This is a genomic window from Rhodobacter maris (genome assembly GCF_900217815.1).
Classification (GTDB): domain Bacteria; phylum Pseudomonadota; class Alphaproteobacteria; order Rhodobacterales; family Rhodobacteraceae; genus Rhodobacter; species Rhodobacter maris.
In genome coordinates, this window is sequence record NZ_OBMT01000009.1 from 23,685 (window position 1) to 38,004 (window position 14,320).

The 14,320-nt window shown below is 66.3% G+C and carries 16 protein-coding genes; 15 read left to right on the forward strand and 1 reads right to left on the reverse strand.

Annotation, left to right across the window (positions count from 1 at the left end; genetic code table 11):
- Positions 1-19 precede the first annotated feature (19 nt).
- On the reverse strand, positions 20-991 hold the full coding sequence (locus CRO22_RS12410) for a helix-turn-helix transcriptional regulator (RefSeq protein ID WP_102024757.1): 972 nt from the start codon (positions 989-991) through the stop codon (positions 20-22).
- Positions 992-1,113: 122 nt separating this feature from the next.
- Here CRO22_RS12410 and CRO22_RS12415 point away from each other — a divergent pair, with 122 nt between their 5' ends.
- The 15 genes from CRO22_RS12415 to CRO22_RS12485 all read left to right on the forward strand — a co-directional run bounded on the left by CRO22_RS12415 (position 1,114) and on the right by CRO22_RS12485 (position 14,319).
- Entirely contained in the window at positions 1,114-3,225 is a 2,112-nt protein-coding gene (locus tag CRO22_RS12415; protein ID WP_097070481.1) for a TonB-dependent siderophore receptor, read from the forward strand.
- Positions 3,225-4,067, forward strand: coding sequence for an alpha/beta hydrolase (locus CRO22_RS12420; protein WP_097070482.1), 843 nt, complete (start codon positions 3,225-3,227; stop codon positions 4,065-4,067). Before CRO22_RS12415 ends, CRO22_RS12420 begins: the two co-directional genes overlap by 1 nt.
- A gap of 102 nt (positions 4,068-4,169) precedes the next feature.
- Positions 4,170-5,066, forward strand: coding sequence for a siderophore ABC transporter substrate-binding protein (locus CRO22_RS12425; RefSeq protein ID WP_097070483.1), 897 nt, complete (start codon positions 4,170-4,172; stop codon positions 5,064-5,066).
- 4 nt (positions 5,067-5,070) lie between these two features.
- Positions 5,071-6,024 carry an ABC transporter permease gene (locus tag CRO22_RS12430; protein ID WP_097070484.1) on the forward strand — a complete coding sequence of 318 codons (954 nt, stop codon included), beginning with the start codon at positions 5,071-5,073 and terminating at the stop codon, positions 6,022-6,024.
- Complete coding sequence (locus tag CRO22_RS12435; protein ID WP_097070485.1) at positions 6,014-6,961, forward strand: iron chelate uptake ABC transporter family permease subunit; 948 nt, start codon at positions 6,014-6,016, stop codon at positions 6,959-6,961. Before CRO22_RS12430 ends, CRO22_RS12435 begins: the two co-directional genes overlap by 11 nt.
- Entirely contained in the window at positions 6,958-7,758 is an 801-nt protein-coding gene (locus CRO22_RS12440) for an iron ABC transporter ATP-binding protein (protein WP_097070486.1), read from the forward strand. Before CRO22_RS12435 ends, CRO22_RS12440 begins: the two co-directional genes overlap by 4 nt.
- Before the next feature lie 385 nt (positions 7,759-8,143).
- Positions 8,144-8,488 (forward strand): preprotein translocase subunit YajC, encoded by a 345-nt coding sequence (gene yajC, locus CRO22_RS12445; protein WP_097070487.1) that lies wholly within the window; start codon positions 8,144-8,146, stop codon positions 8,486-8,488.
- Positions 8,489-8,509: 21 nt separating this feature from the next.
- Complete coding sequence (secD, locus tag CRO22_RS12450; protein WP_097070488.1) at positions 8,510-10,177, forward strand: protein translocase subunit SecD; 1,668 nt, start codon at positions 8,510-8,512, stop codon at positions 10,175-10,177.
- Positions 10,178-10,186: 9 nt separating this feature from the next.
- Positions 10,187-11,170 (forward strand): protein translocase subunit SecF, encoded by a 984-nt coding sequence (gene secF, locus CRO22_RS12455; protein ID WP_097070489.1) that lies wholly within the window; start codon positions 10,187-10,189, stop codon positions 11,168-11,170.
- Complete coding sequence (locus tag CRO22_RS12460) at positions 11,157-11,531, forward strand: Mth938-like domain-containing protein (RefSeq protein ID WP_097070490.1); 375 nt, start codon at positions 11,157-11,159, stop codon at positions 11,529-11,531. Before secF ends, CRO22_RS12460 begins: the two co-directional genes overlap by 14 nt.
- Positions 11,528-12,172 (forward strand): heme ABC exporter ATP-binding protein CcmA, encoded by a 645-nt coding sequence (gene ccmA, locus CRO22_RS12465; protein ID WP_097070491.1) that lies wholly within the window; start codon positions 11,528-11,530, stop codon positions 12,170-12,172. The genes CRO22_RS12460 and ccmA overlap by 4 nt, the downstream gene beginning before the upstream one ends.
- Complete coding sequence (gene ccmB, locus CRO22_RS12470; RefSeq protein ID WP_097070492.1) at positions 12,169-12,825, forward strand: heme exporter protein CcmB; 657 nt, start codon at positions 12,169-12,171, stop codon at positions 12,823-12,825. The genes ccmA and ccmB overlap by 4 nt, the downstream gene beginning before the upstream one ends.
- 87 nt (positions 12,826-12,912) lie before the next feature.
- On the forward strand, positions 12,913-13,641 hold the full coding sequence (locus tag CRO22_RS12475) for a heme ABC transporter permease (RefSeq protein WP_097070493.1): 729 nt from the start codon (positions 12,913-12,915) through the stop codon (positions 13,639-13,641).
- Positions 13,638-13,796, forward strand: a complete 159-nt coding sequence (gene ccmD, locus CRO22_RS12480; protein ID WP_176518635.1) for a heme exporter protein CcmD — start codon at positions 13,638-13,640, stop codon at positions 13,794-13,796. The genes CRO22_RS12475 and ccmD overlap by 4 nt, the downstream gene beginning before the upstream one ends.
- Positions 13,789-14,319 carry a DsbE family thiol:disulfide interchange protein gene (locus CRO22_RS12485; RefSeq protein ID WP_097070494.1) on the forward strand — a complete coding sequence of 177 codons (531 nt, stop codon included), beginning with the start codon at positions 13,789-13,791 and terminating at the stop codon, positions 14,317-14,319. The genes ccmD and CRO22_RS12485 overlap by 8 nt, the downstream gene beginning before the upstream one ends.
- The last annotated feature ends 1 nt before the right edge of the window (position 14,320 follow it).

Sequence of the window (14,320 nt, forward strand, 5' to 3'; positions counted from 1 at the left end):
AGCTGATTTTGGTATCCCGCTAACAGCGGAACGCGCGTGGCCGTTTCCCGTCACCCGATGGCGCGGGACCGAGCACGGAGGAGGGGGCGATGCCATAGCGGCGCCGAAATGCGGTGGCGAAGCTTTCCACCGAGACAAAGCCCGCCACCTCGGCCGCCTGCGCCACAGCTACGCCCTCGCGCAGGGCCGTGGCCGCACGCTCCATGCGCAGGCTGCGCAGCCGCTCCTTGGCCGAGACGCCATAGGCGCGCTGAAAAAGCCGTTGCAGCGAAGAGAGGCTGAGCCCCGCCGTCGCGGCAATCTGCGCCAGATCAGGCACCGGGCCCGGGCGCAACGCGGCGGCCTCGATCCGCGAAAGCCGGTCGCGCTCGCTCGGACGGAGCGCGCCGGGCGCGCTCAGGAGCCGCTCCGCGAGCCCCGCCACCAGCGTGAGCGCCAGCGCCTCGCGCGCCAGCGCCGCCTGCGGGCCCGGCTCGGCGCGGTCGAGCGCGAGCAATCGCTCTGCCATGCCGATCTCGGCGGCGGTGGCGGGCCAGTCTTCATGGCGGAAGGCGGCGCCATCGAGCACGGTTTCGACGTGGACGCCGCGGGCCGCGAGCCAGTCCCAGCTCAGGTCGATGCTGACCTTGCGCAGCAGGCTCCCCGCCCGCGCACGGCGGCGAAACGGCGCGGGGGCGGCGAGCGCGTAAAAGGCGATCCGCACCGGTGCATCACCCTGCCGGGTCAGCCGCAAGGGGTGCGGACCGATGAAGGCCTCCACCTCGCCCGCGAGCACCAGATGCAGCACCAGCCCCGCTGTGCGCATCAGCCGCGTCTCGAAATCGGTCGCGGCGACGGCATCGAGCGTATGCAGCCTGAGCCCCGAGGCAATCTCCCCCGCGCGGCGACGTCCCTCGAGCGCCACCCGCTCGGGCCGAATCGTGGCGCCGAAATCCACCCCCGAGTGGTGCGCCCCGGCGGCAATGTCCCCAAGCAGGATCGGTTTCGTCATCAAGGCCCCGCTTTGACAGTTTCGGCAAGCATTCTGAGCGTTTTCGCAAGCCCGGCCGATGGCGGCGCGGCGCGTCCCGGGTAATATATTACAAAAATAATCGGAAATGAAGGAGCCTCTCGATGACATATGAAGGAAGGATCCGCCGCGCTCTGGTTCTGGGCACGGCGCTGGTGGCGCCGATGCTGGCGGGGGGGGCGCGGGCCGAGGAGCCCATGGTGCTTGACGCGATCACCGTCGAGGGCGCGAGCTACGAGACCGAGGGCACGAAAAGCTACAAGAGCGGGTTGATCTCGGTGGGCGAGAAGGCGGCGATGAGCCCGCGCGAAGTGCCGCAATCGACCTCGGTGGTGACACGCCAGCAGATCGAGGACGGCGGTTATACCGCGCTCGAAACCGCGGTGGCCAATGTGCCCGGGCTTTTGGTACTGCAAAACGATGTGGGCCGCTCCTCGCTCTTCTCGCGCGGTTTCGAGTTCGACTACCTCTATTACGACGGGCTGCCCGCACCGGTCAGCTCGATCTATGGCACCCAGCCGGATCTCTCGATCATGGATCATATCGAGGTGCTCAAGGGCCCCTCGGGGCTCTTCATCGGTCAGGGCTCGCCCGCCGGGGCCGTCAACATGCGCCTCAAGCAGGCCAGCCGCACCGAGCCGGGCGGCTATGTGACCGCGACAGTGGACTCGGATGGCCAGAAGCGGCTCGAGGTCGACTACGGCGGGGCGCTCAATGAAAGCGGCAGCCTGCGCGGCCGGCTGGTCGCCGCCCATGCCGAAGGCGACGGTTTCGTCGACAAGCAGGAAAACGGCGTCGATCAGCTTTATGGTGCGCTCGCCTGGGACATTTCGGCCAATACCACGCTGACCTTCTCCGCCTCGAAGATGAGCCGCGATATCGCGCCCTATAACGGCCTTCCGAGCTATGCCGATGGCTCGCTGATCTGGCTCGATGCGGGCACCACGACCGCAGCGGACTGGAACCGCTTCGACAATGAGGTGACCGATGCAGTGGTCGCGCTCGAGCATCATTTCGACAATGGCGCGCGGGTGAAAACGAGCCTGCGCCGCTCGCATCAGACCGGCGATTTCCTCTATGCCTATACCGGCTCGGTGGCAGCAGCAGACAATACCGTCTCGCGGCTTTCCTGGCTCTCGCGCGATTTCACCAATGATTCCATCGCCTTCGATGCCCATGCCGAGCTGCCCTTCATGCTGGGCGGTTGGGAGGGCCTTGCGATCCTCGGGGCAGATGCGCAGCGCGCCAAGACCACGCTCTACGCCACTTCGGGGGCAATCACCGGCAGCTGGGATCTCGACGACTGGGATGTTTCGGGCGTGGCCGAGCCCACGGTGAGCTATGGCGCCCCGACCACCACCGAGACCAAATCCGAGGGACTTTACGCGCAGTTCCGCCTCAAGCCGGTCGAGAAGCTGACGCTTCTGGGCGGCGCGCGGCTGAGCTGGGTCGACGTCGATTCCGTCTCTTCGGCGGGCGTCAGTTCCGAGGTGAAGGAAGACGGCCATCTTACCCCCTTCGCTGGCGTGACCTGGGACATCTCGCCCGCCACCACGCTTTATGCGAGCTATACCGAAATCTTCCAGACCCAGACCGCACTCGACGCGGCGGGCAATGTGCTCAAGCCGCTGGAGGGCCAGCAGGTCGAGCTTGGCGCGAAGGCGAGCCTCGCGAACGGGCTCGATGTCTCGGCCGCGCTGTTCCGGCTGGAACAGGTCAACCGCGCCCAGAGCGTGACCGGCGAGACCTGGTCGGAAGCCTCCGGCAAAGTGCGGGTGCAGGGGGTCGAGATCGAGGCCGCGGGCGAGATCGGCGCGCATCTGCATCTGGCAGGCGGCTACACCTGGAGCGAATCCGAATACCTCAACGGCACAACTTCGGGGAATACCTTCTCGACCTACACGCCCAAGCATATGGTCAAGCTCTCGCTCGCCTATGATGTCACCGAAGGAATGTTCCATGACTGGAGCTTTGGCGGGCAACTAATTGCGATGTCGGGATTTTCATCGGTTTCTGGCGGAACGACGATCCGTGCGCCGGGCTATGGCGTGCTCGATCTGACGGCAAAACGCGCGCTCGACGAAAACACCGATCTGCGGCTCACCGTCTCCAACGTCTTTGACAAGGAGTATTACACCCGCGTCGGCGGCACCACGGTGTTCAACTTCCGCGGCGCGCCGCGGGCGCTGACCGTCTCGCTCACGCGGCGGTTCTGATGCGGTTCGGGGCGGTCCTGATGATCGGGCTGATGCTGATGGGCGCTGGCCCGGCCGGGGCAGGGGCGCAGGGTGGGGCACAGGGGCTCGGCCCCGCGCTTGACCTCGCCCGCACCGCCAGGTTCGAGGTCGAGGGGCCGAACGGCCCGCTCGCCGTCGTGGTGAGCTGGCCCGAGGGGCCGCCGCCCGCGGCGGGCTACGGCATCATCTATGCGATCGACGCGGGCTGGACTTTCGGCACGTTGCGCGAGGCGGCGCGGCTGCAGGGCGGGGCGCAGGCGGCGGGTGCGGTCGGGCCGACGGTGATCGTCGGCATCGGCTGGCCCGGCCCCGATCTGATCGACCTTGAGCGCCGCGGCCCCGACCTGATCGACCCTGCCGGGGCTGCGGCCACGCGCGATCTGATCGCACAAGCGATCCTGCCGCGCGTCGAGGCGGTGCTGCCGGTCGATCCGGCGCACCGGATGCTGCTCGGCCATTCCTATGGCGGTGCCTTCGCGCTTACCGCGGGTTTCGCCCGGCCCGATCTCTTCAGCCATGTGGCCGCGGGCAGCCCCTCGCTCTGGACCGATCCCAGCGCCTTCGCGGCGCTCCGGCCAGAGACCGGGCCGCGGGTTTTTCTGGGCATCGGCGCGCTTGAGCGCCCCGAAGCGGCGGCCGTCGCGGGCGAGGCGCCCGAGCGGGTGGCGCGGCTTGCCGCGCGCGACATGGCCGGGCGCGCCGAGGCGCTGGCCCGCCAGCTTGGCGTCGCTCTTCACGAATTCCCCGGTCAGGGGCATGGCGGTTCCGTCGCTCCCTTCCTTGCCGCAGCGCTGACGTTCCTCTGGCAGGGATCGTGGTAAAATGACTTTTTCACTCGGGAATGACTGGTCGCGCCCCGCGCCCCGGTTTATGTCAGGGCGGTGCGGAGCCAGTTTCAGCCACGCAAGACCCGGAGAAAGAGAATGAAACGCTTCGCCCCTGCCTCTGCTCTTGTGATGGCAGCCGTCCTGATGGCCGCCCCCCTTCAGGCCGATCCGGTCGAGATCGCCACCGCGCGCGGCCCGGTCACGCTCGCCGCTCCGCCCGCAAAAGTGGCCGTCTTCGACATTGCCGCCGCCGATACGCTGGAGGCGCTCGGCGTCGCGCCGGTGGGCCTGCCCACGCAGCTTTACGTCGATTATCTCGACCGCGGCGCAGCGGCGCCCATCGGCACGCTCTTCGAGCCCGATCTGGAGGCGCTTTCCACGCTCGAGCCCGATCTGATCGTGATCGGCTCCCGCTCGGCGGCGCAATTCGAGGCCGTGGCGCAGGTGGCGCCGACAATCGACATGACGATCTCCCCCGATGTGCTGGGCGATGCCCGCGCCCGGCTTGAGACCTATGGTACGCTCTTTCACCGCGAGGCGAAGGCGGCCGCGCTCGAAGCCACGCTCGACGCCCGTCTGGCCGAGGTGCAAGGGGCTGCGAAGGGGCGGGGCGATGCGCTCATCGTGTTGACGAACGGGCCGAAAATTTCGGCCTATGGCCGCGGCTCGCGCTTTGGCTGGCTGCATGATGCGGTGGGCCTGCCCGAGGCCTGGCCGGCGCTCAAGCCCGAGGTGCATGGCGATGCGATCTCGTTTGAATTCATCGCCGAGGTGGACCCGGACTGGCTCATTGTCGTCGATCGTGGCGCTGCCACCGGTGCCGCGGGCGTCTCGGCGCGCGAAACGCTCGACAACCCGCTCGTGGCGGGCACGAAAGCGGCGAAGGCCGGGCAGGTGGTCTATCTGAACGCGGCCAATCTCTATATTGCCGGGGGCGGTTATCAGGCGCTGATGGCAAACTTGGCCGAGCTTCTTGCGGCTCTGAAGGGCTGAGCCGGTGGCGCCGCGCCCTCTGTGGCTTCTTGCGCTGGCGCTTCTGTGCGCGCTGAGCGTGGCGAGCCTGTTGACCGGCGCGGCCAGTCTCACCCCCGGCGCGCCGGATGCGGCGCTGCTGCTCTGGGTCTCGCGCATCCCCCGCACGCTTGCCGCGATCCTCACCGGCGCGGCGCTCGCCGTGGCAGGCGTGGTGATGCAGCAGATCGTGCGCAACCGCTTTGTCGAACCCGCCACCGCGGGCACGCCCGAGGCGGCGGCGGCGGGGCTGCTCGCCATTACCCTGATTGCCCCCGATGCGCCGATCTGGGGGAAGATGGCGGTGGCGGCCATTTCGGCGCTTGGCGGTGCGGCGCTCTTTGCGGCGCTGATCCGGCGGCTTCCGGCGCGCGAGATCTTCCTCGTGCCCTTGGCTGGGCTGATCCTTTCGGGGGTGATCGGCGCGGGCGTCACCTTCCTCGCCTGGGAGACGGATCTGTTGCAATATATCTCGATCTGGCTTCTGTCGGGCGAGTTTTCGGGCGTGATTGCCGGGCGTTACGAGCTCTTGTGGCTCGCGGGCGCCGCCACGCTTCTGGCCTTTTTCGCGGCCGACCGCTTTGCCATCCTCGGCCTTGGCCCCGAGGCCGCCACCATGCTCGGCCTCAACCCGCGCGCGGTCTTGCGGCTTGGTCTGCTGGTCGTCGCACTCGTCACCGCGATGGTGGTGGTGACGGTGGGTATGGTGCCTTTCGTGGGGCTCATCGTGCCCAATCTCGTCACGCGTATCATGGGGGACAATCTGCGCGCGGCACTCCCCGTCGTGGCGCTGGGCGGCGCGATCCTGGTGCTTGGTTCGGATCTCGTCGGCCGGCTCCTGATCCATCCCTACGAGATCCCGGCGGGCACGATTCTGGGTGTTGTCGGTGCGCTTGCCTTCCTGTGGCTCCTTTGGCGGGGAGATCGTGATGCGCACTAGCTTCTGGGGCGCGCTCGGGGCGCTTCTCGCAACCGTGATCGCGCTCTGGCTCTTTCAGGGGCTGACCGGCAACACCGGCTTCGTGCTGAGCCTGCGCGCGAAAAAACTCGCCGCGCTGATGCTCGTGGCCGCCTCGGTTGGCATGGCGACGGTGCTCTTCCAAAGCGTCGCGCAAAACCGCATCCTCACCCCCTCGATCATGGGGTTTGATGCGCTTTACCTGCTGGTGCAGAGCCTTGCGCTGGCCACGCTTGGCATCACCGGCTTCGTCACGCTCCCCGCAGGGCCGAAATTCCTGATCGAAACCGCGGTGATGGCCGCACTCGCCGTGGCGCTCTTCGGCACGCTTCTGGGGCGTGGCGGCGGGCGCGACATCGGCCGTACGATCCTCAGCGGGGTGATCCTCGGCATCCTCTTCCGCGCCGGCGCCACGCTTGTTGCGCGGCTGCTCGACCCGAACGCCAATGCCGTGGTGCAATCGGTGAGCTTTGCCAATTTCTCTCGCCCCTCGGCCGAAGCGCTGGGTTGGGCGGCACTCGTGGCGCTGCCCGCGATGGCTGCCGCGCTCTGGCTCGGGCCGCGGCTCGATGTGATGGCGCTCGGCCGGGACCGCGCCGTTTCGCTTGGGCTGCGCTACCGCGCGATGGTGCTGGCCGCGCTCTTCCTCGTCGCGCTGCTCACCGTGGCGGCGACGGCGCTCGTGGGCCCCGTGGCCTTTCTTGGCCTGATCGTGGCGGGGCTCGCACATGGGCTGGCGCCGGGCGCGCGCCACCGCACGCTCCTCACCCTCGCCGCACTTCTGGCGGCGCTGATGCTGGTGGGCGGCCAATGGGCCTTCGAGCGCCTCTTCGGGCTCAAGGCCACGCTCAGCGTGGTGATCGAATTTGCGGGCGGGCTTTTGTTCCTCACCCTCCTGATGCGGGGAAAAATCCGATGAAGACCAGGTCCGCCATCGAGATCACCGGCCTCTCCCATGCGGTACAGCGCACCGAGATCCTGGCCCCCACCACACTCACCTTGCCGGGCGGCAAGATCACCGCGCTCATCGGCCCCAATGGCGCGGGCAAGTCCACGCTTTCGCGGCTCATCGCCCGGATCGAGCCGCCGCCCGAGGGGACCGTGTTAGTGAACGGGCTCGATGTGGCGCAAACACCCGGCGCACGGCTCGCGCGCGAGCTCGCCTTCATGGGCCAGCACACCGGCCTTGCCTCGCGGCTCCGGGTGCGCGAGCTCGTGGCTTTTGGACGCTGGCCGCATTGCGCGGGCCGCCCCGGGCCCGCCGACAGCGCCGCTATCGCGCGCGCGCTCCATGATTTCGAGCTTGAGCCGCTTGCGGGGCGGTTTCTCGACACGCTCTCGGGCGGGCAGGCGCAACGCGCCCATCTCGCCATGGCGGCGGCACAGCAGACGCCCTGGCTCATCCTTGATGAACCGCTCAACAATCTTGACCTTGCCCATGCCCGCGCGCTGATGGCACATCTGGCGCGGCTGCGTGAGGCCGGCGGCTCGGTGCTGATCGTGCTCCATGATCTCAACTTCGCCGCCGGCTGGGCCGATCATGTGGTGGCGATGAAGGCGGGGGCTGTGGTGGCCGAGGGCCCGCCCGCCGAGGTGCTTACCGCGCCGGGCCTGAGCGCGCTTTATGAAACCGAAATTGCCGTGACCGAGCACTGCGGCCGCCCGCTCGTGCTGCATCATCTCGGCGGAGTTGCCGAAAGGCGGCAGGAAGCGTGAGCGCCCCGTTCGCCTTCGGCTGCAGCCTCTTGCGCGAGGACCATCCCGGCGCAGCGAAACGCATGGGCAGGTGCGGCGGGGAGCCTCCCCCCCCGGCGTAAAACCCGGTCCACCAAAGCCGGATCGCAAGCCGCCTCGGCGAGCGAAATGCTTACGTCCGCTCACCAGCTTCACGGCCTCGATCCTGAACTCCCGGCCACGCTTCCGTCTCTTCATCCTGTCTCCCCCGGTTCCTGCCTGACACAAGCGTGATCGGCTTTTGCGCGAGGCGTGATTGCCTTGCCAAGGTCCGGAGCCGCGGCTAGGGTGCGCGCCGACAACCGGGGTGCCTTTCGCGCCCCTGCACAAGGCCAGAAGAACACGGCCCCAAAGAGAGGACCAAGCAATGTTCATTACCCCCGCCTATGCCCAGGCTGCCGGTGCCGCCGGCGCCCCCGGTGGTTTCGCCGCTTTCGGCCAGTTTCTGCCGCTGATCCTGATCTTCGTCATCATGTATTTCCTGCTGATCCGTCCGCAGCAGAAAAAAGCCAAAGAACACAAGCAGATGGTTGAAACGCTCCGGCGCGGTGACATGGTGCTGACGCAGGGCGGCATCATCGGCAAAGTGACCCATGTGCGCGAAGATGGCGAGCTTGACGTCGAGATCGCGGCGAATGTGAAGGTGCGCGTGCTCAAACAGACGATCATCCAGGTGCTCTCGAAGACCGAACCGGCTTCGAACGACAACTGATCCCGAAAAGGCCGCGCCGCCATGCTGCAGATCTCGCTTTGGAAGCGTGCCGTCATCCTTGCGCTCTGTCTTGCAGCGCTGGTGCTGGCGGCGCCCAACCTTTTTTACTCCCGCGTCGAGAGCCATAATGACGCCGTCTCCGCTTTCGAGAAAAGTGGCGCGATGACGGAGGCTCAAGCCGCGGCCAAGGCGGCTTGGCCCGATTGGCTGCCCTCCGGGCTCGTCAATCTCGGGCTCGACCTGCGGGGCGGCGCCCATCTGCTTGCCGAGGTGCATCTGAGCGAGGTCTACAAGGCGCGGTTGGATGCGCTTTGGCCCGAGGCCCGCAAGGTATTGGCCGCCGAACGTGCGACGATCGGTTCGATCCGCCGCGTTGCCGCGCCCGAGGGCGAACTGCGCATCCAGATCGGCAAGCCTGACCAGATCGCCAGAGCGGTCGAGGTTGCCAAAACCCTCACCGCCCCGGTGGTCAGCCTCACCGGCGTCGGTCAGTCCGACTATGAGGTGACCGGGGTCGGAGACACCATCACTTTCCGCCTCTCCGAGGCCGAGAAAACCGCCACCGACGACCGCACGATGGAGCAATCGCTTGAAATCGTGCGCCGCCGCGTCGATGCCGCGGGCACGCGCGAGCCCACGATCATGCGTCAGGGCACCGACCGGATCCTGATCGAGGTGCCCGGCATCGGTTCGGCACAGGAACTGAAGGATCTGATCGGCACCACGGCGAAACTGACCTTCAATCAGGTCTACGGGCCGCCGGGCTCGAACCCGAACGCCAACCCCGGCATGGGCCGCGAACTTCTGCCTTCGGCCGACCGCGAGGGGATCTATTACGTTCTAGACGATGTGCCGGTGGTGACGGGCGACGACCTCACCGACGCGCGCCCCGATACTGACCAGAACGGCTATCCGGCCGTGGCCTTCCGCTTCAACCCGACCGGCGCGCGCGCCTTTGGCGATTACACCGCAAGCCATATCGGCGAGCCCTTCGCCATCGTGCTCGACGGCAAGGTGATCTCGGCGCCGACGATCCAGGCGCATATCGCGGGCGGCTCGGGCATCATCACCGGGAATTTCACCGTTGAGGAAGCCACAAACCTCGCACTCCTGTTGCGCGCCGGGGCGCTGCCTGCCGGCATGACCTTCCTGGAGGAACGCACGATCGGCCCGGAACTCGGCGCCGACTCGATTGCGGCGGGCCAAAAGGCGGCGGCGGTGGGCTTTGGCCTCGTCGTGGTCTGGATGATCGCTTCTTACGGGCTCTTTGGCACCTTTGCCGCGGTGGCACTCATTCTCAACGTGGTGATGATCTTCGGCTTCATGTCCGCGGTGGGCGCCACGCTCACGATGCCCGGCATTGCGGGGATCGTGCTCACCATGGGCACCGCTGTTGACGCGAACGTGCTTGTCTACGAGCGGATCCGCGAGGAATTGCGCAACACCAAAAGCCCCGCCCGCGCGATCGAGCTGGGCTATGAGAAGGCGATGTCGGCGATCATCGACGCCAACGTGACAACCTTCCTCACCGGCGTGATCCTCTTCGTGCTCGGCGCCGGTCCGGTGCGCGGCTTCGCCGTCACCCTTATCGTCGGCATCGCCACTTCGGTCTTCACCGCGATCTTCGTCACCCGCCTGATGGTGGTGACATGGTTCGCGTGGAAACGCCCGAAAACCATCATCGTGTGAGGAACGACCATGGCCTTCCGTCTCAAACTCGTTCCCGACCATACCGAAATCGACTTTTTCCGCTGGCAATGGCTGACCTTCGGGCTCTCCTCGGTCGCCACGATTGCCGCGCTGGTGTTGACGCTGGTGATGGGGCTCAACTTCGGCATCGACTTCAAGGGCGGCACGACGATCCGCACGGAATCGACGCAAACGCTCGACATCGGCGCTTACCGCAAGGCGCTGAGCCCGCTCGGGCTGGGCGATGTGGCGATCACTGAAGTGTTCGACCCGAATTTCCGGGAAGACCAGCATGTCGCCTCGATCCGCATTCAGGCGCAGGAGGGGCAGGACGCAATTGCCCCCGAGCAGATGACGCAGATTGAGAACGCCCTGCAAGAAGTTGATCCGTCGGTGAAATTCGTCTCGACGGAATCCGTCGGCCCGAAGGTTTCGGGCGAGCTGATCTGGACCGCTGTCTGGTCTGTGCTGGCGGGCGTTGCGGCGATTGTCGTCTATGTCTGGCTGCGGTTTGAGTGGCAATATTCGGTGGGCGCGCTCGCTGCGCTCGTCCATGACGTCGGCCTCACCATCGGCCTTTTCTCGCTCTTCCAGATCAAGTTTGACCTCGCGATCATCGCCGCGCTGCTCACGATTTTGGGTTATTCGATCAACGACACCGTCGTCGTGTTCGACCGGCTGCGCGAGAACCTCGTCAAATACAAAACGATGCCGCTCAAGGAGGTGATGAACCTCTCGGTCAACGAAACGCTGAGCCGCACCGTGATGACCTCGGGCACCACGCTGATTGCGCTGATCTCGCTTCTGGTGCTGGGGGGCGACGTGATCCGCGGCTTCGTGTTTGCGATGACCTGGGGCGTTGTCGTCGGCACCTATTCCTCGGTCTATGTGGCGAAGAACATCGTGCTGTTCCTCGGGCTCGACCGTAACAAGCAACCCAAGGATCCGGCGGCGAAATTCTTCACCGAAGGCGCGCAAGATGCAAATCCGTGAGGCCTCTTTCGGCGGGGCGCTGCCGGTCGATGGCTACGGGCCGGGGTTCTTTCGCGTCGCCGGGGCGGTGCATGAGGGGGGCCTTCTGATCCGCGCCGAAGAGGCTTTGAGCTGGGCCGGGCTCGAGGACCGCGCGGGCCTTCTGGCGCTTTCGGGCAAGGTCGATGTGCTCTTTGTCGGCATGGGTGCGGAAATCGCGCACCTGCCGCGCGACTTCGTGGCGGAGCTTGAGGCCGTGGGCGTCTTTTGCGAGGCGATGGCCACGCCCTCGGCCGCGCGCAGCTACAATGTGCTTCTCTCCGAGGGCCGCCGGGTCGCCGCAGCGCTTTTGCCCATGCCGGGCGAGGTGCCGCGCGGATGACGCTGCTTTCGGTCGAAACCCTCACCGTCAGCCGCGGCGGCCTCGCCGTGCTGGAGGGGGTGGGGTTTTCGCTCGAAGCGGGCAGGGCGCTCGTGTTGCGGGGGCCCAACGGCATCGGCAAGACCACGCTTTTGCGCACCTTGGCCGGGCTGCAACCGCCGCTTGCGGGCACGATTTCGATGCCACCCGAAGCGATGGCCTATGCCGCTCATGCGGATGGGCTGAAGGCCACGCTCTCGGTGCGCGAGAACCTCGCTTTTTGGGCAGCGATCTACGAGACCGACACGGTTGAAGCTGCGCTCGATCAGATGAACCTGCGCGCGCTCGAACACCGCGCCGCGATGAGCCTTTCGGCGGGACAAAAGCGCCGTCTGGGCCTTGCGCGGCTTCTGGTGACCGGGCGCCCGGTCTGGGTGCTCGACGAACCCACCGTTTCGCTCGATGCGGCCTCGGTCGCGCTTTTCGCCGCTGCGGTGCGCGCGCATCTGGCCTCCGGTGGGGCAGCGCTCATGGCCACCCATATCGATCTTGGCCTTGAGGAGGCCGAAATTCTCGATCTCGCGCCTTTCAAGGCGCGGCCACCGGAAGAGGGCGGGCACCGCGGCGCCTTTGATCATGATTTCGACGGAGCCTTCCTGTGATCGCGCTTCTGACACGCGATCTGCGGCTCGCGATCCGCGCGGGCGGGGGCTTCGGGCTCGGGCTTGCCTTCTTCCTCATTGTCGTGACGCTCGTGCCCTTCGGCGTCGGTCCGCAGGGCGATATTCTTGCCCGCATCGCCTCAGGTATCCTCTGGCTCGGTGCGCTCCTGGCCTGCCTTCTGTCGCTCGACCGCATTTTTGCCCTCGATTACGAGGATGGCTCGCTCGATCTGCTGGCCACCGCGCCGATCCCGCTTGAGGCCGTGGTCACGGTGAAGGCGCTCGCGCATTGGATCACCACCGGCCTGCCCTTGGTGCTGGCCGCGCCGCTTTTTGCCGTGCTTCTGCACCTGCCGGGGCCTGCCTATCTCTGGCTTGAGGTCTCGTTGCTCCTTGGCACGCCAGCGCTTTCGGTGCTCGGCACCTTTGGCGCCGCGCTCACGGTGGGGCTCAAACGCGGCGGGCTCCTGCTCTCGCTCCTGGTGCTGCCGCTCTATGTGCCGACCCTGATCTTTGGTGCCGAGCTTGTGCGCCGCGGCGCCGAGGGCATGGCGATCGAAGTGCCATTGACCATGCTCGCGGGCATCACCGCCGCCACCATCGCCCTTGTCCCCTTTGCCTCCGCCGCGGCGATCCGGGTCAATTTGCGGTGAGAAACGTTCTAAGTTGATGCGTGTCAAACCGGCACGGTGCAAATCGTGGCAAGCGGGGCGAGAAGACGAGAGGGAGGAGAGCGACCGATGTCGATCTGGGAATATGCAAACCCGGTCAAGTTCATGCAGACCTCGGGATGGCTTCTGCCCTGGGTTTTCGGGGCAACCGTGCTCACCCTCGTGCCGGGGCTCGTCTGGGGCTTTTTCTTCACCCCCCTCGCCGAGGAATTCGGCGCCACGGTGAAGGTGATCTATGTGCATGTGCCCGCGGCGACGCTCGCAATCAATATCTGGGTGATGATGCTTGTCACTTCGCTGATCTGGCTCATTCGCCGCCACCATGTGAGCGCGCTGGCCGCCAAGGCCGCGGCACCGATCGGCATGGTGATGACGCTGATCGCGCTCATCACCGGTGCGCTCTGGGGCCAGCCGATGTGGGGCACCTGGTGGGAATGGGATCCGCGGCTGACCTCCTTCCTGATCCTTTTTCTCTTTTATCTCGGCTATATGGCGCTTTGGGAGGCGATCGAAAACCCTGATACCGCGGCGGATCTGACGGGCGTTCTTTGCCTCGTCGGCTCGGTCTTTGCGGTGCTGTCGCGCTATGCCGCGATCTTCTGGAACCAGGGGTTGCACCAAGGCTCGACCTTGAGCCTCGACAGTGAGGAGCATATCTCGGATGTCTATTGGCAACCGCTCGTGCTCTCCATCGTGGGCTTCGGGCTTTTGTTCGTGACCCTGCTTTTGTTGCGCACACGCACCGAGATCCGCAGCCGTCGCCTCAAGGCCCTCGAACAGCGGGAGCGCATGGCATGATCCCTGATCTCGGCAAATATACCGTCACGATCCTCGGTTCCTGGGGAGCGACGCTGGCCCTGCTGGCGGCGCTGATCGTGCTCACCCTGATCCGGGGTGCACAGGTGAAACGGGCGCTGGAAGCGCAGGAAAAACGGATGAAGAAAAATGGCTAAGCCTTTGATGTTCGTTCCGCTTGTGGTGATCGTCGGCTTTGTGGCCGCGGCCTTTGTGGCGATGGAAACCAAAGACCCCAACGATATGCCCACGGCCCTTGCGGGCAAGGAGGCGCCGCCGGTGCGGCTCGAGTCTCTGGGGCCGGAGGCGCCCTTCACGGATGCCGATCTGCGCGATGGCACGATCAAGCTCGTGAACTTCTGGGCGTCCTGGTGCGCGCCCTGCCGGGTTGAGCATCCGAACCTGATCGGGCTGAAGCAAGAGGGGGTCGAGATCCTCGGCGTGAACTGGAAGGATACGCCCGAGAAGGCGCAGGCTTTCCTGGCCGAGATGGGCAGCCCCTTTGCCAAGCTCGGCGCCGATCCGAAGAACCAGATGGGGCTTGACTGGGGCGTGGCCGGCGTGCCCGAGACCTTCGTGGTCGATGGCGAGGGGCATATCATCACCCGCATTGCCGGCCCGCTCACCGACAAGGTGATCGAGGATCAGGTCGAGCCGCTGCTTGCGGGCGAGGGCGAGTAAC